Annotated in this window: 19 protein-coding genes; 12 read left to right on the top strand and 7 right to left on the bottom strand. The window is 68.2% G+C overall.

What is annotated here, in order from left to right:
* The first annotated feature begins 125 nt into the window (after positions 1-125).
* The 8 genes from ABZ861_RS21840 to ABZ861_RS21805 all read left to right on the top strand — a co-directional run bounded on the left by ABZ861_RS21840 (position 126) and on the right by ABZ861_RS21805 (position 9,897).
* Positions 126-1,403 carry an MFS transporter gene (locus ABZ861_RS21840; protein ID WP_361632554.1) on the top strand — a complete coding sequence of 426 codons (1,278 nt, stop codon included), beginning with the start codon at positions 126-128 and terminating at the stop codon, positions 1,401-1,403.
* 511 nt (positions 1,404-1,914) lie between these two features.
* Positions 1,915-3,138 (top strand): methyltransferase domain-containing protein, encoded by a 1,224-nt coding sequence (locus tag ABZ861_RS21835; protein ID WP_361632552.1) that lies wholly within the window; start codon positions 1,915-1,917, stop codon positions 3,136-3,138.
* An 83-nt stretch (positions 3,139-3,221) separates the two neighbouring features.
* Complete coding sequence (locus ABZ861_RS21830; RefSeq protein WP_361632550.1) at positions 3,222-3,938, top strand: uracil-DNA glycosylase family protein; 717 nt, start codon at positions 3,222-3,224, stop codon at positions 3,936-3,938.
* Between the two features lie 94 nt (positions 3,939-4,032).
* Complete coding sequence (locus tag ABZ861_RS21825) at positions 4,033-4,809, top strand: nucleoside 2-deoxyribosyltransferase (protein WP_361632548.1); 777 nt, start codon at positions 4,033-4,035, stop codon at positions 4,807-4,809.
* Between the two features lie 156 nt (positions 4,810-4,965).
* Positions 4,966-6,750, top strand: a complete 1,785-nt coding sequence (locus tag ABZ861_RS21820; protein WP_361632546.1) for an AMP-binding protein — start codon at positions 4,966-4,968, stop codon at positions 6,748-6,750.
* The gene (locus ABZ861_RS21815) at positions 6,747-7,880 is read left to right on the top strand and encodes a beta-ketoacyl synthase N-terminal-like domain-containing protein (RefSeq protein WP_361632544.1); all 1,134 of its coding nucleotides are present in this window, start codon (positions 6,747-6,749) and stop codon (positions 7,878-7,880) included. Before ABZ861_RS21820 ends, ABZ861_RS21815 begins: the two co-directional genes overlap by 4 nt.
* Positions 7,877-8,914 carry a beta-ketoacyl synthase N-terminal-like domain-containing protein gene (locus ABZ861_RS21810; RefSeq protein ID WP_361632542.1) on the top strand — a complete coding sequence of 346 codons (1,038 nt, stop codon included), beginning with the start codon at positions 7,877-7,879 and terminating at the stop codon, positions 8,912-8,914. Before ABZ861_RS21815 ends, ABZ861_RS21810 begins: the two co-directional genes overlap by 4 nt.
* Positions 8,896-9,897, top strand: coding sequence for a thioesterase domain-containing protein (locus ABZ861_RS21805; RefSeq protein ID WP_361632540.1), 1,002 nt, complete (start codon positions 8,896-8,898; stop codon positions 9,895-9,897). The genes ABZ861_RS21810 and ABZ861_RS21805 overlap by 19 nt, the downstream gene beginning before the upstream one ends.
* A 77-nt stretch (positions 9,898-9,974) precedes the next feature.
* Here ABZ861_RS21805 and ABZ861_RS21800 read toward each other — a convergent pair whose 3' ends face one another.
* On the bottom strand, positions 9,975-10,346 hold the full coding sequence (locus ABZ861_RS21800) for a hypothetical protein (RefSeq protein WP_361632863.1): 372 nt from the start codon (positions 10,344-10,346) through the stop codon (positions 9,975-9,977).
* Between the two features lie 378 nt (positions 10,347-10,724).
* On the opposite strand from ABZ861_RS21800, the gene ABZ861_RS21795 reads away from it, so the two are divergent.
* Both ABZ861_RS21795 and ABZ861_RS21790 read left to right on the top strand, forming a co-directional pair.
* Complete coding sequence (locus ABZ861_RS21795) at positions 10,725-10,874, top strand: hypothetical protein (RefSeq protein WP_361632538.1); 150 nt, start codon at positions 10,725-10,727, stop codon at positions 10,872-10,874.
* Between the two features lie 32 nt (positions 10,875-10,906).
* Positions 10,907-12,004, top strand: a complete 1,098-nt coding sequence (locus ABZ861_RS21790; RefSeq protein WP_361632536.1) for a phosphotransferase — start codon at positions 10,907-10,909, stop codon at positions 12,002-12,004.
* A gap of 184 nt (positions 12,005-12,188) precedes the next feature.
* On the opposite strand, the gene ABZ861_RS21785 is transcribed toward ABZ861_RS21790, so the two are convergent.
* The 6 genes from ABZ861_RS21785 to ABZ861_RS21760 all read right to left on the bottom strand — a co-directional run bounded on the left by ABZ861_RS21785 (position 12,189) and on the right by ABZ861_RS21760 (position 20,912).
* Positions 12,189-12,707 (bottom strand): NUDIX hydrolase, encoded by a 519-nt coding sequence (locus ABZ861_RS21785; RefSeq protein WP_361632534.1) that lies wholly within the window; start codon positions 12,705-12,707, stop codon positions 12,189-12,191.
* Positions 12,708-13,176: 469 nt separating this feature from the next.
* Positions 13,177-15,105 carry a TniQ family protein gene (locus ABZ861_RS21780; protein ID WP_361632532.1) on the bottom strand — a complete coding sequence of 643 codons (1,929 nt, stop codon included), beginning with the start codon at positions 15,103-15,105 and terminating at the stop codon, positions 13,177-13,179.
* A 3-nt stretch (positions 15,106-15,108) separates the two neighbouring features.
* The gene (locus ABZ861_RS21775) at positions 15,109-16,398 is read right to left on the bottom strand and encodes a TniB family NTP-binding protein (protein WP_361632530.1); all 1,290 of its coding nucleotides are present in this window, start codon (positions 16,396-16,398) and stop codon (positions 15,109-15,111) included.
* Positions 16,395-18,653, bottom strand: a complete 2,259-nt coding sequence (locus ABZ861_RS21770; RefSeq protein ID WP_361632528.1) for a transposase — start codon at positions 18,651-18,653, stop codon at positions 16,395-16,397. The genes ABZ861_RS21775 and ABZ861_RS21770 overlap by 4 nt, the downstream gene beginning before the upstream one ends.
* A complete protein-coding gene (locus tag ABZ861_RS21765) occupies positions 18,653-19,465 on the bottom strand; it encodes a TnsA-like heteromeric transposase endonuclease subunit (protein WP_361632526.1) in 813 nt (270 codons plus the stop codon). Before ABZ861_RS21765 ends, ABZ861_RS21770 begins: the two co-directional genes overlap by 1 nt.
* A gap of 367 nt (positions 19,466-19,832) precedes the next feature.
* A complete protein-coding gene (locus ABZ861_RS21760; protein WP_361632524.1) occupies positions 19,833-20,912 on the bottom strand; it encodes a MerR family transcriptional regulator in 1,080 nt (359 codons plus the stop codon).
* A 455-nt stretch (positions 20,913-21,367) separates the two neighbouring features.
* Between ABZ861_RS21760 and ABZ861_RS21755 the strand changes: the two genes are divergently transcribed.
* Entirely contained in the window at positions 21,368-21,850 is a 483-nt protein-coding gene (locus ABZ861_RS21755; RefSeq protein WP_361632522.1) for a class I SAM-dependent methyltransferase, read from the top strand.
* A 33-nt stretch (positions 21,851-21,883) separates the two neighbouring features.
* Positions 21,884-22,444 carry a class I SAM-dependent methyltransferase gene (locus tag ABZ861_RS21750; RefSeq protein WP_361632520.1) on the top strand — a complete coding sequence of 187 codons (561 nt, stop codon included), beginning with the start codon at positions 21,884-21,886 and terminating at the stop codon, positions 22,442-22,444.
* The last annotated feature ends 85 nt before the right edge of the window (positions 22,445-22,529 follow it).

Genomic DNA, 22,529 nt, shown 5'->3' with positions numbered 1-22,529 from the left:
ATCACGACGCAGCCCGACTGTGCCGTGCCCATGCCTCCGCGCGCCTGTCCTGACGCGCGACCTCTGCGCGGGCGGCTGGCGGCCCCCGCGCCCTCACCCCTTCCCTGACTTCCGGAGCATCCTCTGTGACAACGGCATCCCAGACGCTGGGTCCATCAGGCCGATCCGCCGGCGCTCCCAGGCGTCGGTCCCTCGCCATTCTGCTGGCAGGCGAGGGTGTCGACTACGCGGGGGACTCGGTCCAGCGGGTCGCCCTGCCCGCACTCGCGGTGCTCGGTCTCGGCGCCAGCCCCGGTCAGGTCGCGCTCCTGGCCTTCGCCGGGACCATCCCGGCACTGCTGGTCTCCCTGCCAGCCGGGGTGCTGCTCGACCGATACCCCCTACGCGCCGTTCTGGTCACCACCGACCTCGCGGCGGCGGCCGTGGTCATCGTGATTCCGGCTGCGGCCTTCTTCGACGAGCTGACGATGCCGCTGCTCTACTCGATCGCCCTCGCGCTGGGGTCCCTGTCGGTCCTGCACACGGCCGCCTCGATGGTCGCCGTCCCCCTCCTTTCGGACGCCGGACAGCGCCACCGGGCCAACTCGCTCTTCACCGCCGTCATCACCACCGCCGGAGTCGCCGGAAGCGCCCTGGGCACCGTGCTCGTCGCAACGGTCGGCCCCGCCCGGACCCTGCTCGCCGACGTCGCCTCCTTCATCGTCTCCGCATGCTGCGCAGCCCGCGTCCGCGCCCTGCCCACACCCGACCGCACGCAGGCGGCTCGGCGGCCGATGCTCGACGAGATCCGCGAGGGCCTGCGCTACTCCGCCAGAGACGACGTGCTCCGGCCCGTGCTCACGGTCCTGACGGCCACCGCCATCGGCAAGGGACTGACCGTCACCCTGCTGGCCTACCACCTGCTCACCGCGGTACGGGTGGGCACGACCGGCCTCGGCCTGATCATGGCCGCAGGCAGCCTCGGCGGACTCACCGGCGCCCTCGTCGCCCCCCGTCTCACGCGCCGCTACGGCTCCGGCACGGTCCTCGCCACAGGATTCACCGTCCACGCCCTGATGCAGATACCTCCACTCGTCGCCGCCCCGGGACCGGCTTGGCTCGCGGCCCTCGCCGTCGCCGCAGGCGGGCACTACGCCGCGGCCACGTGCGTGGGCACCACCCAGCGCTCCGTACAGCAGTGGATCACCCCGCTCCATCTTCGGACTCGCGTCCAGCAGACGGCGCTCTGGCTGAGCCAGGGGAGCCAGCCGCTCGCGGCGCTGGCCGCCGGAGGCCTCGCCGCCGTCACCAGCGTGCGTGCCGTCATGCTCGCCGGCGTCCTGGTCCATCTGCTGTCCGCGGGGATGCTCTGGCGCTCCCCCGTCCGCCGGCTGACGGTCAAGGACGCGGGGGGCGCCCGATGAGGCTGATCGAAGACGATGCGCACCTGGTGGTCCCCACCGCCGAAGCGGCCTCGGCCCCGTCCGCGACGCCGTCCACCCGCTCCCAACTCCGGTCGGCCAAATCCCTGAGCCGGCCAGGCCGGGGGAGCCGCCGGACCGACATCGCGCAGATCCGTCAATGGTCCTACGGAACAGCGGCGATGACGGCTGGTCAGTCACAAATGCATCGTGAAGAGCAGCGTCTACCGCGCGCTGAACTTCCCGCTGACCGCCGGCTTGCCCCCGACCCACGCTTCGAGGCCGGCCACCGCCTCCTGGAACTGCCGCCCGAGATCGTCAGCCTCGGTGGGCAGGCCGCAAGGAGGGGGCTCGCCGTCCTCCGACCGTTGGCTACGTCGATGCGAAGTTCACGTTCCGTGTCACCACGAAGGGCGCCCGTGAAGGTGAGCACCCGCTTGGTTCTGCCGACGAACAGGGGGCGCCGTGCCGCCGAGGGACAGAGGCCCACATGAGTCCGAACAGTACCTACTGGATGAACTACGCCATTAGCGTCGCAGATAGGGCTCCGTACCGAGGTCGGCGAGTCGGCGTCGCGCTCGTTTCCGAACACGACGAGTTGATCTGCTCCGCCTTCGAGGGCGAAACAGCCGGCGGATGCTGGTATCGCACTCTGCGGACCAAGATTCAGGAGCTCGGAACGCGCAGCGCTCACAGCGTATATCTGACTATCAACACCCTGTCCGCGGACTGCTCGTTCGAGCTCGGCGAACTCTTGAAGGAAGTGTGCATTGACAGGGTCTACGTCGGCCTTCCAGACCCCGCGCTGACGAGGTACGTCGATGATGATCCCGTCATCACAAGGGGCCATGTTCACCGCTTCTCCGAAGATTTGCAGCGTCAGATTCTCGAGCAGAACCACGGCTTCTACACAGCGAGCGAGCAAAGCATCGACTGCAACCCCCACTACTCCACACACCGCATCAGTGAAGCCGTTGCCACCAGGCTGACGTCGAGGGGGTTCGCCCTCACCAGGAGTGACGTCAACGCGTCCAGGAAAAGGTCTGCGCTCGCTTCTCTCATCCGTCAGAGGTATGGGATCGAGCCCGGAGAGGCTGATCACGCCGTAGGCGCCGCACTGTCCGAAGCGTTCGATGCGAAGTACGGCGCCTACGACCACGCGTACGACGCTCGTGCCGCCAACGCGAGGTGGATGGACGACTTCATGTCGGTTTATAGGCAGTCGTCCACACATTCGCTCCCTACCGTCAACATCCTCAACGTCGGCGTCGGGGCCGGCCACGAAGCGGTCGCCCTGTTTTCCGATTGCCAGCAGATAACTTTTGTCGACATCGCAGAAAGCGGCCTTGCGAAAATAAGCCGACGCATTCCCGCATCAAAAACGGCCGTCTCCAGCGCCGAAGACCTGTCCGCCCTACCGGGAAGCAGTTACGATCTTTACGTCTCGTTGAGGACGTACAACTCCTCGTTCTTCGACACGTCTGCGGCAGCCGCGGAAGCCCACAGAGTGCTGAAACCCGGCGCGGTGATTATCGTCTCCGTAGCCAACGGATTCCTATATACTCAGCGAGGCTGCGTCGTGCCAGGATTGATCATCCCGGGCACTGAGTTCGTCGACCTCTACCGCGGAATGGACACGGCCAATCTGATTGCCATAGAGTTCGACAGTGCCGGGTTCAAAGACATTCGAATGCGCCCGACGAGTACCGAGATTTATCTGTCGGCTGTCGCCGCCTAACGCCCCCCAGTCGGCCACGTCCGGCGACGGCCGGGAGCGACTGGGCTGTCCAGAGCGACCAGCGAGAAGGAAGGACTTCTGCAATGAACGGGCAAACGACCGTCGCCGATCGGATCCTGCGGTTCAACGAGGAACTTGCGGAGACGACGCTCGAACTGCCGCCCGGATTCTCGGTCCTCAACCCGTTCAACGGCCCCCAGAAGGAGCGCGTCCGCGAGGTGACGACCGCGTTCTACCACAAGTACTACGACGACGACAGGCCGCGCCGTCTGGTGCTGGGGAGCTCGCCCGCTCGACGGGGCACGGCCGTGACGGGGGTCCCGTTCGAAGACGCCAGGCTCCTCGAAGGAGAAACGGGAGTCGATGTCGACGGCTATGCAGTGAGCCGGCCCTCCGCCGGGTTCCTGCACGACGTCATCAGGCGCTACGGGGGCCGGACAAGATTCTACGGCGACTTCGTCATGAGCTTTGTGTGCCCTCTCGGACTGGTGAGAACGACCCCCCAGGGGAGAGAGGTCAACTGCAACTTCTACGAAGACAAGAAATTGCTGGAGCTTCTGCATGCATTCCTCGTGGACGCTTTGGAGCGTCAGGTGGCATTTGGAATCGACACCTCGGCGTGTTATTGCATCGGCAGCGGCGAGAACTTTAAATTCCTCTCGAAAGTGAACGAGGGGCAGCGCTTCTTCAATAAGATCGTAGCCCTGGAGCATCCGCGCTTCATCACGCAATACAACGGGGCGAGAAAAGAAGAATTTGCCGAGAAGTATCTCAGTGCTTTCCGCGGAGAAGGCGACTAGCTGTGCCGCCCTACGCGGCGCCTCCTTCGGCTGACTCCCCGCAGGCTGACGGCTCCTAACACGACGGATCGAAAAGAGGGAGAACAGCACAGTGGTGACAGAAGGCAAGGTCCTGGTCCACTTCGGTTCGGAACGCGTCAGCGTCCACCGCCTGCAGAGCGGTGAGCTGGAGCTGCTCACGAGGAAGCGGCTTGCATTCGGAGCGGGCCTCACCGGCGAGGCGCTCGCGGACAGCGTCGGCGAGTTCTGCGCCGGACTCAAGGAGTTCACCGAGGCCGTTGACAACAAGAGCACGCGGGTGCACGCCACCGGGCTCTTCCAGCAGCTCCCGCAGCCGGAAGCGGTCACGCTGGTCAACAGCTTCTACGTCGACACGGGCCTCTACTTCAACATCGTGAGGCCCGAGCTGGAACGGTTCTACCTGGACGCGGGCATGTCCGCCTGCGGCTCGAGCGACATGGTGGAAGGCCTGATCCGACGGGAGTTTCGGACGGCAGTCGTCTGCGGCAGCTTCCAGCAGTCCCTGGGACACATCGAGGGCACCATCACCCAGCTGCGCGAAACCGGCACCGAGGTGCTCAGCCCCCGCAGCACCAGGATCAAGCCGGAAACCGAGGGCACCGACTTCATCCTCTTCGACTACCAGGACTTACTGAGGAACGAGCGCGACACGTGGCGGCACAAGTACGCGCACATGAACGCGTTCCGGCAAGCCGACGCTGTCGTCGTGTGCAACCCGGGCGGTCGCGTCGGAAGCGGCACCGTCTTCGAGCTCGGCTTCATGTCCGCGGTCGGTAAGAGGGTCATCTTCACGGAGGAGCCCCTGGGCGTGTCTGTCTCCTTCCCCTGCGAGGTGGGCCTGGGCGCCTGAGCAACCCGCCGAGGACCGCCGCACCTCACCCCGTTCCCGCATCTTCACCCGGATCGGGTCTCGGTGAACGGCGCAGTCCCCGCACCGCCTGCTCGTTCTCTCTGCCCACCCCGATCCCGCATCTCGGCTACGAAGATTCGGAAAGGACTCCCGCCGGTGGAACACATCGATACAACGCGCGACAGGCTGCGAGAGATCGTGGCGTCTGTCCTTGAGGTGGAAAAGGAAGCCATCGCGCCTGGCGCCCAGTTCTATGAGGAACTCGGCATGAGCTCCCTGGAGAAGGTCGAGGTCGCGGTCGCGGTCGAGCGCGAGTTCGGAGCCCTGTCCGCGCAGGAAGCGGCAGCCTTCACAAGCCTGGACGCGGCGGTGGCCGTGCTCGGCGAGCGGGCCAGGACCCTCCGGGATGTCGACCTGATCGACCGCCTGGTGGCGGGCCATGTCTGCGCCGGCCGGGGTGACCGGGCCAGCTACCTCGACCCCCAGGCCGGGGAGATCACCTACGCGGGCCTCCTGGAGGCAGCCCGCGGGTATGCGGGCGCGCTGCGGGCCGCCGGCATACCCGCGGGCGCCCGCGGGCTCTTGGTCGCCGACGACTCCGTGGCGACCGTAGTCGCCGTCCTCGGCTTGTGGTGGCACGGCTGCGTCCCGGTGGTGATCAGTCCGGTGCTCACGGACGACGAAGTCCGCTACGTGGCCGACGACTGCGCCGCCGCGATGGTGCACCTGGACGCGGCCTCCGCGCGGCAACGCGCCCTGGAGGAGCTGTTCGCCACGAGCACCCAGTTCTCCGGCTCTGACGTCCGCGCTTCTCTGGCAACGGCCGAGGCCGGCCCCGCCCGCCGCCCGCAGGAGGCCGGGCTCCCCGCCGCGTGGAGCGCGGGCCTTGAGGCGCTCGTGCAGTACACCTCCGGAAGCACTGGCATGCCCAAGGGGGTGCGGCACTCGGCGGGTGCGATCGCGGCCATGGCCGACGGCATCGGCGCGGTCCTGGGCCTGACGCCCGAGGACACCGTGCTGTCCAGCGCCCGGATGAGCTTCGGCTACGGCTTCGGCAGCTCCGTCCTGTGCCCCCTGGCGGCCGGCTCCCGCGTCGCGCTCATCAGCGGCACGGTCGACGTTCACTCCCTCGCCGCCGCGATGCAACGTCACCGGCCCACCGTGCTGTTCTCCGTCCCGCGGCTGTACGCCGCGCTGCTGAACGCCTCCAAAACCACGCTCACCACCGACTGCGTCGACTCCGTGCGGCTGTGCGTAGCGGCAGGCGAGAATCTCCCGGGCCCGCTCAGCGAGAGGATCCGCACCGCCTTCCAGGCCCATCTGCTCAACGGCCTCGGCGCAACCGAGGTCCTCTACATCGTGGTCGGCACACCACCGGGGAACGGGCGTCCGGGCACCTTCGGGGTCCCGGTGCCCGGGATCACCGCCACCGTCCGCACCTGGGACGGCACGCCCGTCGCCGACGGCCAGGAGGGCCGACTGCACATCGCCGGCCCGACGGTCGCCCTCGGCTACATCGGTCGCCCGGAGGCCGCCGCGGTCACTTTCGCCGACGGCGGCGCCTACACCGGCGACATGGTGCGCCGTGCGCCGGACGGCACCCTCACTCATCTGTGCCGCACCGATGACGTGCTCAGCCTGGGCGGCTACAAGGTCGTGCCGAGCGAGCTCGAGAGCGTCCTGCGCGACGTGGAAGGGGTCCAGGACTGCGTGGTGGTCGGCGGCCGCGACGCCGACGGCCTGGAGCAGGCCGTGGCGTACCTGGTGGCCCAGCCGGGATCCGACGAGGCCGTCGTGCGGCGCACGGTGCTCGCCGCGATCCGTGGCGGCCTCGCCGCCTACAAACGCCCCGCCCGTCTGGAGTTCCTCGACGAGCTGCCGACCACGTCGACCGGCAAGCTGGCTGCCTTCAAGCTGAGGAAGGCGGCTGGACAACCGTGACCTGGGACATCACGGGCATGGCCGCCATCGCCAACATCGGCGCCAGCCCTCCGGAGATCTTCGCCGCGTTGTGCGCGGGCCGCGAGAGCCGCCAGCCCCTGAAGGCGTTCGACCCGGACAAGTACCGGGCGGCCTACGCCTACGAGATCGACGACCGGCCCGAGGGTGGCGACATCCCGCGGCGCGCCACCCGCTGGCTGACCACCGTCGTCCGCCAAGCAGCCGCCGACGCGGGCCTGGGCGAGGATCTGTCGCAGGTGCCCGTGCTGGTCGGCACGACCATGCGCGAGCAGCGCAGCCTAGAACTGTGGTGGCGCGACGACGCGGAAGTCGCCCTCGAAGAGCTGCACTTCGGCACCGCTCTGAAGGCGGCCTTCGGGACGTCCACCACGTACACCTTCGCCAACGCCTGCTCCGCCTCGCTGTACGCGCTCGGCATGGCCACCGACATGATCGACCTCGGCCTGGCCGACACCGTCGTCGTCGCGGGCACCGACGCCGCCACCGAGAGCGGCTTCGGCACGCTGGACCGGGTGCAGAACGACCTCCCCGACGCGCTGCGTCCCTTCGACGCCACCCATAAGGGCATGTTGATGGGGGAGGGCGCGGCAGCCGTCGTCGTCCAGCGCGCCGGCACCGGGAACGGGCCCGTGCACGCCCGGGTGCGCGGTGTGTCCATGAACTGCGACGCCCACCACGCCACCGCGCCCGACCCCGACGGCATTACCCGCGCCGTGCGGGACGCCTACAGCAGAGCAGGGGTGCGGGTCCGCGACATCGATCTGGTGATGCTGCACGGCAGCGGCACCCCCCTCAACGACCAGGCGGAGTCGAGCGTCCTGCAGCACATCTTCCAGGGCGCCGGAGACGGTCCGCGGATGACCGCCATCAAGGCGATGACCGGCCACACCATGGGCGGTTCGGGGCTGCTCAGCGTCGTCATGGCGGTGCTCGCCATGAAGAACGGGACGGTACCCCCGGTCCTTGGACTGGCCGATCCGATCCCCGAGGCCGCAGGACTGGGCCTGGTGCAGGACTCCCCCGCCCCCGGCGTCCTGAATCTCGCTCAGATCGACGCCTTCGGCTTCGGAGGGATCAACGCCGTCGCGATCGTGGAGGCAGCCCGATGAACGCGACGAGCACCGCGCACACGAGGAACCCGGGCGCCCGGGAGGTCGTCGTCACGGGCATCGGACTGGCGCTGCCCGGCGTCGCATCCTACGGCGACCTCCTCGGACCGCTGCCGGGGAAGGGCGGCTTCGACCCGGCCACCGGACTGATCGGACGCGAGCTGCGCCACAAGGACCGCGCGTCCCGGCTGGCCCTGCGCGCTGCCGAGTTCGCCCTCCACGACGCGGGTCTGACCGACGCCGATGACGCGTTCACGGGCGCGGCCGAGGCGACCGCCGTAGTGGTCAGCACCAACCTGGGCAACGCGGACAGCGTCTGCGAAGCCATCGACACCATCGCCACAGCAGGTGTCATGGGCCTCAGCCCCCTGGGCCTGCCTCAGACGTCGAGCAACGTCGTCGCCGGCTGGGTGGCCATCCGCTACCGGCTGCGCGGCCCCAACCTCACCGTCTGCAACGGCGTCACGAGCGGTCTGGACGCCCTGGCCTGGGCCCGGAACCTCATCATGGCGGGGCGCGCTGAAGCGGCCGTCGTCGTCGGCGTCGAACCCGCCAACGACGTGGTGACGAAGGTCCTCGGCGAGCAGTCGACCGACGCGGCGGTCGCGGTCGTACTGGAACCCGCGGAAGCAGCCGCCTCCCGCGGCGCACGGACCCGTGCCACGATCACCGGCTACGCACGGGCCCGGGACCTTGCCGCGGCGCTGGCCCGCGCCGGGGTGCCCGAAGAGGCCTCCGTCGGACTGTGGCTCGCGGACGAGGCGGGTGCCGCGAGCGCTGGGGAGGGCCATCTGCTCGCAGCCACGCGCCGGATCGACCTGGAATCCCAGATGGGCCCACTGTCCGGGGCGCTCGGCGTCCTGCAGTGCGCTGCCGCGGCTGCCCATCTGGAGAGCGGCGCCGCCGGGAACGCCCTGGCCACGGCCGGAGGCCCAGGGTACGACGCAACGGCAGCCCTGCTGCTGACACCGTCGCCGGCCGCTCGCCCATCCACGCAGGAACGAGGACAACACCCATGGCCACGACGAGCGTGACCATCGAGGATCTCCGCGCCCTGATAGCCGGCGTACTGGAGACCGAGCCCGAGGAGGTCACCGACGGGGCGCACTTCGCCCACGAGCTCGACATCGACTCGCTGCTGATGCTGGAGATCTCGACCCGCGTGGAGAGCGCGTACGGCGTCCCGGTGAACGCCGTGGCCGCCAGCGGCGCCACCACGCTCACGGAGATGCACGCCTTCCTCGCCTTGAGGCTCACCAGCCAGACGCCGGCTTCCCCGCTCATCCGGCCCAGGCCGCTGAGCGACCCGGCGGCGCGTCTGTTCCTGCTCCACCACGCCGGCGGCTCGCACCTGCTCTACCGGGGCTGGGCGGAGCACCTCCCAGAGGACTGGGAACTGTGCCTCCTGGAGGCCCCCGGCCGAGGCCATCTGCAGGCCCTTCCGCTGATCGGCGACTGCGACCGGCTGGTCGACTACTTCCACACCGCTATCGCACCACTGCTCGACCGGCCGTTCGGGTTCTTCGGCCACAGCATGGGCGCCCTGATCGCCTACCAGCTCACCCGCCGACTCCGGTGCCAGGGGGAACCGCTCCCCACCTGGCTGGGGGTGTCCGCCTACGGCGCCCCGCAAGGCGAAGCCGGCGCCGACAGCCGCCCTCACCTGATGGCCGACGACGAACTGCGCGCGTGGTTGCGGAGCTGCGGCGGCAGCCCACCGCAGCTCCTCGACAACGACGACGTCTGGCACAAGTTCGCCCCGGTGTTCCGCAGCGACTTCCAACTCGTGGACACCTGGACTCCTCCCCGCAGCCCCGAACCGCTGCCCGTCCCGCTGTCGGTATTCGCGGGCGTGCACGACAAGCTGATCAGCGAGGACCGCCTCCTTGCCTGGCGAGCGTTCACGACGCACTTCAGCGGACTCAAGAGGTACGACGGCGACCACTTCTACCTGACGAACCACCAGCAGCTTCTCGCCGCCGCCATCACGGCCGCGATGCGCTCCGCAGCTCCTTGAGCCCGCTCTCACCACCACGCCAGCCGCCAGACGATCAACTCCAACGGCGTCCTGGCGGAGGGCGCCGGGGCGAGCCCTCAGGCGTCGGGGTTGACTTCGGGGTGCGTGAACCGCACGGGCCGGCCAAGCGACCGGGCGTAGACGATCTCGGCTCGGGTGCTGTCTCCGATGTAGTCGCCGACCACGAGCACCTCATCGGCGAGAAGGATCTTCGACCGGTGCAGCTCGTCGAGCCGCATCTTCAGCGCCTCGGCCTCGACAGGATCGGACCAGAGCTCGTGCGGCGACTTCAGGTCGCAGCCCGGCTTGACGACGATCCTCCCGGCCTTGGTCTCCCGCAGATCGGCCTCGGCCATCTCGGCCATGAAACGGGTGGAACCGCAGATCGCGACGATGCGCGGGAAGTTCAGCTGCTTCTTCGCCTCGGCGAGCTGGTCCGCGGGGGTGATCGCTTGCGGGGATGCCGCTGTTCCTCCTGGTGGTGCTGCCCGAGGGATGCCTGCGGAGACGCGACCGAAGGCGTCCAAGATCATCTTTTCGTGGACGACGTGGCCACCCGCGCGCCCGCACTCTATGCGACGAGCATCTCTGCCTGGTGCCGCTGCGCCCGCCGGTCGGCCCTACGCCCCACCTGTGCGACGCCGAACAGGTCGCTTTCGCCACGAGAAGCCGGCGTCGGTTACCGCGTTCAGCGCCTCGATCAGCCGCGTCACGCGGCAGGGGGCCGCGGTGTCGGCTTGGTCGGCCGGTCCCCTGCCAGCAGGCTGGTGGCGGTGCCGGGTCGGGGTCGAGAGCGGGGACAACTCGAACGAGGGAGGCGCGATCAGATGACCGCGTTGACGGAGCGTTGTCCGTCGGCGATCTTGCGCGCCCCGCTGCACCCGGCGCGGCCCGCCGCGGCTCGCGGAGCACCGGCGGCCACGGTCCGTGCCCGTGTCCTGATCGACCTGACCACCTGGCGCCCGCTCATCATCTGACCGCTCTCGCTGTGCGCTTCGACGAGGAGACCATGTCCACCGCATCTCACCAGTCCGCTCCCAAGCCTGCCGCCTCTTCCCCACCCGGCCACACCGCGGAGGAGGAGCTGATCACGGCGGTCGCCGACACGCTGGTGCTCGCGTACGGGCTGCACCCGGTAGAAATAACGCGTATCCCGGAAGGCACCGCGACGGACAACTACGCCGTCGTGGACCAGACGGGCCGGCGGCACTTCGCCAAGGTCTACCGCACTCGGGAACACCTGAATCTGGAGCGGACCTCGGTCGAACTGTCCGAGTACTGCGCCGACGGAGGCGTCGCGACCGCGCGGGCAACCCGCACGCGCGAGCACGAACTCATCGAGACCCACGGCCGCCTGCCGATGTCCCTGTGGTCGTACGTGCCGCACACCGAGACCGCCGAAGGCGGCCTGGCGGGTGCACGGTGGGCAGCCGTCGGCACAGCGATGGGCCGCCTCCACAGCCGGCTCGCCGCTCACCCCGCCGCCGCCCCCACCCTGAAACCCGGCGCCGCGGTGTGCGACGTGGCCGCCTCACGGGACCGCTTCGAGCACCTGATCCATGCGTACCAGCACATGCCCAGGCTCGGGGAGTTCGAGACGTGGGCGCTGCAGGCGGCGCGTGAGCGGCAAGCCATCCTGGGGGACGCCGAGCGCGCCCTCGCTTCGCTTCCGCATCTGACCGTCCAGGTCCTGCACGGCGACATGGCCGGCCCCAATGTCCTGCTCGCGGCCAACGAGGTGGCCGCGATCGTGGACTTCCGACCGCCCGCACCCGGGTACCTCGCCTGGGAGATCGCGCGTCTTGGCTGCGACCCCAAGAGCGTGCTGGACAACAGCGCGGAGAGCTGGCTCACCGGATACATCGATCTCACCCTGGCCTACCGGGACGCCAACCCGCGGGCGTCCGTGAACGACCTGGTGCACTCGCTTCGTGTCGGCTGTTCAGCCATGCTCTGCTCGGCCTTTCCGCTGTCGGTACCAGTGGAACGACCGCACATCGTCGACGCCGCTATGGAGGCCTACGGGCGGGTGCGGCACGAGGCAGCTCTGATGCTGCTGGACCGGCTCCCTGTGATGGAGGAGGCCCTGCGTGACGCTCTTCGCTGAGTTCATGACCCCCATGGCCGGCGTAACTCACGCACGCCGCAACCCCGGACAGCGAACTCGCCTGTCCGGGCCTGCTGTAGCAGCAGGGCACTCAAGGGCCGGCCCGAGGGCGCGGAGGCCGGCGCGCCGAGCTCGGGGTGGAGCCGGGCGGCGGCCGCGGTAGGTCTGGAGAACGGGGCGGCGATCATCTGGTGAGCTGGTCCACCAGGAGCAGGTCGTCGGGGCTGATGTGGATCGCGGCGATGTCGGCGAGCCACTGCATCCACACCGGCTCGATGCCGGGCGCGGCCTCGAACTCGGCGTCCGTGATGCGTCCCTGGACGTAGGCGACCGTCCGGTCTGCCAACTCCCGCAGAGCATCGGGAGCGATCCAGCGGACGTTCTTCGTCTCGCGGGCGCTCGGGGTGAGGTCGCCGGCGACGGTGGCCTGGTAGACGGTCCAGTCGTGGCCGGTGCCGCGTGCGCTGGGGAAGCGGCGGCATCTGTTGTCCCGCCAGCAGCCGGTGACTTGGGTGAGGCCGGTGACGGTGAGGCCGAGCTCTTCCTCGACCTCGGCGCGGGCCGCGTCCTCGGCGGTGCCGTGGTCGTCGACGTGGCCTGCGGCAGGTGCCGTGCCGGGCGGGAAGGTGGCGCGGTCGAACATCAGGTAGCGGCCCTGATCGGTGATGACGATGCCGACCGAGGTGTTGTCGCACGTCTTCATGGTCTCGTTCCTGGTGGGTGCTGGAGGTCAGGCGGCGGAGCGGTCCTCCCGCTGCCAGGCTAGTCGCGCGGAACAGAAGGACAGGGTCGGGATGGCGTGTGGTCCGCAACGTGGTCGCAGCATCCGGGGGGATGACCTCCTGAAGGGACATCTCCTGGATGAACTGCACCTCTGCCCGCAGCAGATGAGACAGCTTCCCGCGGCGGCTTGGCCCTTGCGGCCGAGTGCGACATGGATGTCCGGGGCGAGGGCGGCGTCGACCCCCGCACCCGCCGACGCGCCTTCTGGGGTACGGCGTCTGGGTACCTCGGCGATTCGGCCAACCGCCCGTGCCGGCGTTGCCGTTGCGGGAGCTGGGTCGGTGCATGTGACCGGGACTGACACTTTGCGGATCTTGATGCTATTGCAGCAGGTCGCGGTGGCGGCAGGGATCGCAGTTTGCGGATCTTGGGGACGTTAGTTTGCGAGATCATGCCCCCGCCTGGTCGCTTTGCGTGACTGTCGGTTTGATCAGTCGCATGGCATGGCTTTCGAGTGCCGCCAACAGCCCAGGATAAGGAATGGGTGCTTGTTTCTGGTCCCAGCGCCGCAGGAGTTCCAGGTGCGGAATCTCAGAACGCAGGGCGCGATCCGTGTGCCAGATCGGCGGCTGGAAGACCGGTGCGAGTGAGAACTCACTTTTGGTGACTCGACTCCAAACAAAGGCGGATGCTGCCTCTCGTGTGCGCCTCGTCGGCTTCCTGCCTGTGAGTGAATTCTTATGCTGGCAGAGATCGTCCCATGTCTTGTCGTCGAGAATCCAGCCGGAGAACTCTGTCCGTCGCGCCTGGTAATCGATCCTCTTCCCGCCGACGATGTGCTGAGCCAGACGTCTCAGCGTGGCCGGTAGGTCACGATCTTTGAGGTCTTGGAACGGAGCCAGTGGCTGGATCCGCAGACGATCCTGGGTGCTCCAGGAGGTGGGGATGCCGAGGAATGCTGCCGCTTCCAGAAAGTTCAGGTTGCTGATTGCTTGAACCAGATGAACCGGGAGAACGCGTCGAAGCCGGCGGCGTCTGGCCGCGATGATCGACTCAGGGTCCTCGAAGATTGCGGCGGACAGCCAGGAGACGGGAAGGAACTGGGGAATGTGTTCGGCAGCAATCTCCAGACCGGTGAGGTTGTTGACTGAGGAGAAGATCTTCTGGGTGGTATTGGCTTTGGAGGGTCGTAGCGTCGGGGCTCCTTGCCGGATCCATTCGGGTGAGAGCCTGTGTCGATAGACCTGGTCGATCTGGCGCCGCAGCGAGGGTGAAGCTTCGCGAGCGAGCGTGTGCCAGGTCCTGCCCCAGCGGAGGTCGTCGCGGGTGGGCAGGTGCCGCAGCAGTTGAGGCAGGGTGCTTCGCGGTCCGGAGGGCTCTTGCGCGAGCAGGTGGTAGGCAGCGAGGAGGACACCCGCGGTGGCGAGGGCGGAATCGGGAGGTGTGTTCCAGGGGGTTCCGGGTTGACGGCTGGTGGCCTCGGCCGTGGGGCGGGTCCGGCGGGTGCTTCGCGGCTGTGCCGCGAGATGCGCTTCCAGAGGTGCGTGGGCCTGTGTGGGGACGAGGTCGGCGGCGACGGGCCAGCCTGCCTGGATCATGGACACCGCGACCTGCAGATTGGCGAACCGCTGGGAGGCGAGGTCACTCGGCGTATCACCGACGAGTAGGTCGAGAAGGACGGCCTGCAAGTTTGCCATGTCATGGGGAAGGGCCGCAGTCTCTGGTTCGGAAGTGTCGAGCCGGTGGCCGCAGATTTCTCGTTTTTCGGGGTTGCCGACAGGGTTGCGGCATTGTGCGGGGTGGAGCCTTGGCGTGTTGGGGGTGGGCAGCAGGGTGACGGAACTGCCAAGCCGGCCGCCGAGAGCGGGGAGGCAGCAGCGTGGGCAGTCGCTGAGCAGGAATGCCTGGTGCTGGAGGCAGGCGAAAACGAAGCCCAGTCGCCATTGTCGCTTCCAAGGGCCGCCGTGAAGGTTTTGGATCGGTGTTCCGTCCCCTGCGAGGCAACGAGGGCAGTAGCGTGAATGATTCCTCAGCACCCAGGGTTCTTTCCGGGGTCGCAGCGCCTTCCCCGGACTGGGCAGCATCTGTGTGAGGGCGGGATATCGGTCACTGTATGAGCGGAGCGTAAGCGAGTCGGCCTCTTCGGGGGTAATCCGAGCAACCCTGGAGAAATCCTTCAGGCGGGCTTCGTCCATCATCAGCAGATGAGATGCTGAGACTTTCGCGTGTGCGTATTTTGGCGTGGTCAGTCCGACCCGCAGGGCCACTTGGTCGGGGGTCAGGTCAAGACGGTGAGCCATTCGGAGAAGAAAGCCGGGGAGGCTTTCGTCGGGCAGCGGCCGAAGGCTCCTGGGCAGCGGGTCCCTCGCTGTGGGCATAGGTCAGCCGGTCCTGTCTTCGGCAGCACGTGGTCCGTGATCGTCGAATACGGTGTTGCGAGGTCGGCGTCTCGCGCCGGACGGCCGACGGGCGGCGGACGGCTGGTCTGGCGGCATGGGTTCGTCAGGGGCGTTGGCCATGTCCTCGCGTCTGAGCACGATCTCGTCGAGCAGGTCCTCGTCGAGGACCTCTCTGCCGCTGTCCATGGCCTCCTGGGTGCCGTCCTCGATGAGACGGCCGAGCAGACCGACGACGCCGCCGGTGCGGCGCATCAGGTACTCGGGCATGGTGCCGTCGGTCAGCATGCCCTTCTTCGCGTTCAGCAGCCGAAGGTGGTTCTCGACCCCTCGCAGGTGGTTGAGGAAGGCTCGGATCTGTTCGGCGGTGGTGTGGCGGAATCGGTCGAGTTCGACCAGTTCGAATCGGTGCTCGGTCTGGGTGACTTCCAGGCCGTGGATCCGGGTCGACTCAAGCTGAGGCATGACCCACTGGGCCGTCGTCTTGTCCCACTTCGCCTCCCGCAGCAGTCCGGTGGCGGGGATGTTGACGCCGGTGAGGATCAAGGTGACATCCAGGCTCATGAAGGCCCGCATCAGGTCCAGGACATCCTGGTCGTCCGAGCGGTGCATCCGGAGCCGGCTGATGTCGTCGAGGACGAGGACCTTGACGCCGTGGTCTCGCAGGGAGTCGGCGACCAGGCGGACGAGTTCGGGGAGGGTCGCCCGCCTACGGAAGTCGGCCCGGAAGAAGTTCAGGATCGACACGCATGTGCTCTTGGGTGTCGCGGTGACCGGCGTCGAGACATAGACGACCGGCGCGTGCAGGTCGACGGTCCCCTCGATGGCGCCGGGGATCAGGAAGTCGTGCAGCTGAAGCCACTGGTCCTCGAAGGCGGCGGTGGCCGAGCAGACGGTGGCGGTCTTGCCGTAGTTGCCCCAGCCGCTGACCATGATTCCGGCCAGGGTCGGGGCGTCCTGCTTGAGCGTGTTGCCGTTCAGCCGCCGCCGGATCAGCCGGGTGACCTTCTCCTGCATCGGAGTCCGCTGCAGCGGCAGGTTGACGTTGGTCATCCTGCGATAGAGGTCGTAGTCCGTGCGTCGGGCGGCCGGGACGATCCGCCACTGGTCCGGGGTCAGCGCCGGCGGCGGGACGAGCCGCCCGCGGTGAGCCCTGTAGTGCTGCCAGCCCGAGTAGGTGTCCCGGTGAGGACGTCCTGCGAGGATGAGTTCGGCGATTTGGGCCCGGGACGGCAGGCCGGCCAGCGGATCGTCGGGATCGGGGACATGGCTCACGCGTTCTCCTCGAGGAGGCCGTCAGTGTCGTCGAGCGGAAGCAGGAAGAGAGGCCGGCGACGTAGCGCGTCGTCCAGCAGCGGTGGCGCGACCGGTTCGTCCCTGACGGCCTCTTCGCGCCGCCGGCGACGGTCCAGGTCGGAGGCGGCTTCGATCGCGCGAGCCTGATCGGCCCAGGCAGCCGGCATCAGGGCCGGGCGGGCAGACGGCTCCGGCCGGTCCGCGGCGGCGGCCTGCGCGTGCGTCTCCTCGCGTACTCGGGCGGCGCGTTGCTTCTTCCCGGTCTTCTTGGCCACCTGTGTGGGCCACTGATCGACGGGGGTGACCGACCCCAGAATGCCCAGCAGGGCGGGCAGGAGGTCCTCATCCGATCGGGCGACGATCTTGTTCGCTCTCAGGTGCTCGAGGAGGGCATCGGCGGTCTTGTCCGAGAACGCGGGGATCTCTCCCTCGGGCGGAAGTCCCCGCCAGCGCAAGGGGTGCCAGGTTTCGTGGTCGGCGGGGTCCTGGAAGAACACCTGCCGCCGGTCTCGGCGGTCACTGCGCACGACCCACTTCCCGGGATGCTTGCCGCCCCGGTCCGACGGGTGGAGGAACCTCGGCTCGTCCAGTACGTCCGCGTGATACCAAAGTCCGAGGATCTTCACTCCGCGACGGGGGTGGATCTTGACGTGGTGCTTGCGCAGGAGCCGGTAGTAGAGCGACGGCTCGGGGAAGTCCAGGTCGAAGCCGCCTTGCTGCATGGCCGCGGCGAACAGCGTGTTCGGGCTGTGATCTTCACCCGGAGCCCAACTCGGAGCGTATTCACACAGTTTGCGGTTCTGCCAGACGCTGACGATCCAGGTCGCGATGAGGCGTTCGGCCTGTGCGAGGGTGAGGGACGCGTCGCGCTCGGGGTCGGCCCCGCGGTCGGCGACGTCCGTTCCGGTGAACCCCAGCAGGTGCTCGAACAGCATCGTCTTGATTGTGGAGAACTGCCGCTCGACCGCGAACTTGTCCGTCTGCCGCAGGACCCGGGCAGGCAGGATGTTGCAGCCGAGCTCCCGCTCGGCCTCGACCAGGTCGTGGTTCTTGTAGGGGCCGCCGTGGTCGGTGGTGATCGTCTCCGGGGCGAAGAACGGCAAGGCCGCGACCCGGTGGCCGGTGAACTCGGCGATGACGTCCGCGGGGACACCCGCGTAGGGCCACTCCATCTCCTCGCCCCAGCCCTCCCGCATGGGCAGCGGCAGCATCACGTCCCGCAGCAGCATCGCGACGTCGACGGAGGTGTCTGACTTCAGCGTGAGCCGGAAGGCCGGCAGCCCGTGTGTGTATAGGTCCAGCGCCAGGGTCAGTGTCGCCTTGATTGCCTCGCCGAAGACGGTCTCGCGCAGCATGACCGGCATGGGCGTCGAGTCCAGCGCGAGGACCTGCCCGGGCCGGTGGACCACCACCCGGCCCGCGACGCCGGCCTCCGCGGCGTCGTCCGCAGTCCGCTGGTAACGCGGCCTGGCCCCGCCTGGACCGAACCACTCCTCCCAGACCGCCGCCAGCGTGTAGCGGGACGGGATCTTCTTCACCGGGAAGTCGGGGAAACGCTCGCGAACATATTGGTGCATCAGACGGTGCCTGGCGGCCATGGTGATCCGGGCCCGGTCCCTGCACTCCTCCCTCACCGCGAAGATTGCCTCGCGGATCTCCTCCGTGATGCTCTGGCGCCCGCCCCGCCGTCGCGTCCACCGCCCGTCCGCGCAGGCCAGGAGCAAGCTCTCCCCCGAGAGTCTCGTCAGCGTCTCCAGGGTGCGAAACCCCAGCCCCTTCAGCCCGAGCAGGGCCGCCTCCTGTGCCGGGATCGCCTTCACCTCGGCGGCCTTGGCGTACCGGCGTTCGGTCAGCGTCGTCCGAGCCGGGTCGTAAGCGGGCCGCGGTTCACCCGGCCTCGCCCGGGACGGATGCCCGTCACGGAATCCGGTCGCCGTCTCCAGCACATGCTCGGCACGGATCCTGGCCCGCTCCAGCTGGTTCGGCGTCAAGTCGGCCAAGGACCTCGGCTGAAGGAGTGCCCCTGAAGCCGGTCCAGCGTCCTTTTGACCCACCAGTCGCAGGTCAGGGTGGTTGACCAGCCAGCGAAACGAACGCGTCTCCGTCCGGCCGGCACCATTCGACAACACCAGCCTGCCGACATGGGCCTCGACCGACTCGATCGTCCACTCGACCCCGTTCAGCGCGACCCGCCGGCCCGCCGAGACCTGCAGCAGCCCCCGCCGCGGCGCCATCAGCCGCCCTCCAGTGAACCGGCTGCGGCCCAGATCGGCGAACGGTCGAGCAGCGGCTGGCCCAGATCGACCCCGAGTTCCCGCTGCCAGAGCAGCCGCACGATGTGCGCGCGGGCCACCGCCGGCAGACTCGTCGACTCCGCCAGCTGCCCGAACGGCATCCTCTGAGCCCCGAGCGCGGACAGCACCTGGTCCCTCATCCCGAGCAGATCCCGCGCGGGCCGACGGCGCGATGACAGATGATCCAGCACGCTGAAGACGTGCTGGTGCCAGCCTGCCACCACCGAATAGCGCCATCCGCAGGCAGCCGCCGCCTCCCGAGCCGCCGCGAACTTCAACGCATCGGTCGCCTTGACCAGACGAGCCGGACGCACGTCCAACAGCCACAATCGGCCATCAACCACCGCCAGGAAATCCGGGACATGCCAGGACTTTCCGCCGGCATGCTCGAAGTCCAGGCGGAACGGCTGCGACAGCACCTCCGACACCTTGAGGAAGTCGAGCGCAACCAGCAGATGGGACTCCTCGATCGACTCGAACCCATGAGCCCGCCCAGTCGTCACCATGTACTGCAGTCCCGGGTGATGCCGCTGGGCCCGCCGCCAGGTGAAACCGCGAGTTGGCTGCGTCGACAGCACCGGAACGTGAGCCATGTCCCGGACGGGCCAGGAGACCTCGCCGCCGTCGACCCTCCACGTCGTACTCCACCGGCGCGGCCACTCCGAACCGAGCCGCAGCAGGCCCCGAGTCTCCCCGTCCTCGTCGAACTGCGCGACCAGATCCTCCAGCCCGCACACGTCCGACGCGATCACCGCCTCCCCCGCGTGTCTCACGTACCCACAGCAGCAGACCGGCTCCTCACAAAGGACGCGATCTCCGAACTTGATCGCAACTGTTCTTCTCCAGGCAACTGTGAGCAGGGCGAGGTCTGACCTGGGGTGCCTCCGGTTAAGTGGGGCAGGTGGCGGTCGGTGTCCCGCTCAACCGGAGGCAGCATGTTGGTTCACCCACGGAGCCAAGCCAGCAGGCGCCGTGGAGCCGGGCGCAAAGAGCTGACCGGCATGGATCGGGGAGCCGACTTGGCTCTCCTGACTTGCTGAGCGAGTCGGTATTCGTCCGCCTCGCGGATGAGTTCATGAGAGCGGATCTGGTGCAACTCGAAGTGCATGCCGCTCGCTCCTACTGCTGGAACTCCGTGACGTCGGCGACCACGCAGCTGACGTTATCGGGGCCGCCGGAGCCATTGGCGAGGGCGATGAGTTCGCGGACCGCCTGCTCGGGTTCCCTGGTCTCGGAGATCACCCGGTGGATCTCTTCGGTCGGCACGACGGTCGACAGACCGTCGGAGCAGAGCAGGTAACGGTCTCCCTGTTGAGCGTCGTGCAGGCGCATATCGGGGGTGCCGTCGGCTCCATGGCCGAGAGCGCGTATCAGCAGTGACCGCTGGGGGTGGGAGGCAGCTTCTTCCGGGGTGAGGCGTCCTTCGTCGACCATCGACTGCACCATGGTGTGGTCGTGCGTGATCTGGAACAGCTCCCCGTCGCGCAACAGGTAGACGCGGGAGTCGCCAATGTGCACGAGGGCCAGCTGCGAGCCGGTCCAGAGCATCGCGGTGAGCGTGGTCCCCGCCTCATCAGAAGAAGAGTCGGCCCCGGAGACGCCGTGCACCGCCTGTTTGGCCTGTTCAATCGCGTCGTCGAGGACATTGAGGAGACTGCCCGCCGGGATGCTGTCGGTTTCGAGATGCTTGAGCGCGTCAATGGCAGCCGCGCTGGCGGGGGCTCCTTGACCGCCGAAGCCGTCGGCGACTGCGAGCAGACGGGACCCTGCGTAGGCGGTGTCCTGGTTGCTCTCGCGGACTAGGCCGGTGTCGGAAAGAGCGGCGTAGCGGATACCCAAGGGCTTGGCGGTCGGGGCCATGTCAGGGTCCTTCCAGGAGAGGTGGTCGATGAGGAAGGTGGCCAGGTCCCGCCGTGCGGCGGTGTCGGCTTCGACCTGGGCCCAGAACACGCGAATCTCTTCGGCTGCCGGACCTGCCTCCAGCGCGCAGACCTGCTGGATGCGTGCGAGAGGCATCCCCAGCCGTCGGAGCCAGGCGACCAGCCGGGCTTGATCCAGTTGCTCCGGTGCGTAAAGGCGGTAGCCGGTAACCGGGTCGACGCGAGCGGGAGTCAGCAGGCCGAGCTCGTCGTAAAGACGCAGCGCCTTCGGTGACAGCCGGGACGCTTTAGCAAACGTCCCGATGGTCAGCAACCCCATGCTCGTTCCTCCTCATGCCAGGCACGTCGCTTGGCTCCTCTGATGCTGTGGGCTCCCCCAAGGTGAAGGTCAACCAAGGCACTCAGCCCGTCCGATGGTCTCCCGCTCGTACGCCGACAACGCTCGATCAGCTGACACCCCGGTCCGGCTCAAGACCGGAACCCTCAGGAACTTGCCTACTCATGAGCGGCACCCAGCCGTACGTGCCTGTAGAAGGGCAGGACTGCTTGTACACGGCAGAGAGCACGACAGCAACTCAGCGTTACATGTTCAAGATCCGCAAGGTAGAGACCCCAACCGCAAAGTACAGATCCCGGTCACAGTGCAGTTTCCACGGTTCCTCGGACGCTCTATCCCGGGACTTCAGGACCGTCTGAAAAACGTGTGTTCGATATCGAGGGCTGCGTCGTTGAGTCTCGCGAACCCGCCATGACCGACTGACAGGAGGGATCGACTTGACCTCGGGCAGCGCCGCAGCACAGCCGAGCACGGACGAAGCGGAGGGAACTCCACCGGACAGCGGGAGCACGGCGCAGGCGGAGGACCTCCAGTACCGGGACGAGTCCCGGCTCCAGGCCGGCACGCAGATGACGACGACCACCCACGAAGGCCCCGCTCCCGTTCCGGCGTGGCGTTGCGGCGACATCACCACCAGCGACCTCTCGGGCCTGCCGGAGCCCGCGTACGCGGTCATCACCTGCCGCCTGGTCTGCCGATGGATGGACGACACGGCGCCTACCTCCACCGCGTCCGCCGCCTCCTCGCCCCCGGGCGGGACGTTCCGGGTGGTCGCCGAGACCGCCGGACGCCGCGAGGCAACCGACCCCCGCCACGGTCTCGGGATCAGCCCCGCCGAGAGCGAAGCCCTCACTTCCGGCTGGTCCGCTGTCCAGGCCGCCGATCTCGACGTGCTCCGCTGCTACGCCCTTCGCCCCTGACCCCCACTCACCCCTTTTCCGCTGGAGGACTCGGTGACCACCGAGAAGAACACTGTCGACATCTGGAACACCTACGGCACTCACCAGATCACCCGAGGACTTCATCTGCCGGAGCTGGAGAGGTGGGACTGGGGAATCCCGGAGACCGGCCCCGGCGTCGACGCCCTCGGCGAGGTGGCGGGACTGCGTGTCCTCGACCTGGGCAGCGGCCTCGGCCGGCACGCCGCGCACCTTGCCGCCCTGGGCGCCGCGGTCACCGCCGTCGACGCCTCCCCCGCCCAGCACCAGCGTGCCCTCACCCGCTACCCGGCCCACTCCGGCCTGCACCTGGTATGCGCCGACGCGGTGGCCCACCTGCACGCCGCCGATCCGTACGACCTGATCTACTCCGTCGGCTCCGTGCCGTACCTGGACCCCAACCGGCTGCTGCCCGCCCTGGCCAACGGGCTCAAACCGGGCGGACGCCTGGTCTTCTCCGCGCTGCACACCAACTCGGACGGCGCCGGGCCCTCGAACGAGGTGAGCCCGCGGCCCGAGATCCTGCGACTGCCCGGCACGACCCAGGACCACCCCGTGAACATGTGGGTGTGTTGACCGAACTAACTTCGCTGTTTGTGCAGGTCAGAGCCTCTTCTGCTAGCTTCCCGGCATGCCTGAGCGGAGTGATCCCGAGAGGGAT

It is taken from the genome of Streptomyces sp. NPDC046985 (assembly GCF_040644415.1).
Lineage (GTDB): Bacteria > Actinomycetota > Actinomycetes > Streptomycetales > Streptomycetaceae > Streptomyces.
The sequence above is the reverse complement of the archived record's forward strand: the minus strand, read 5'-3'. Positions and strand labels throughout refer to the sequence as shown.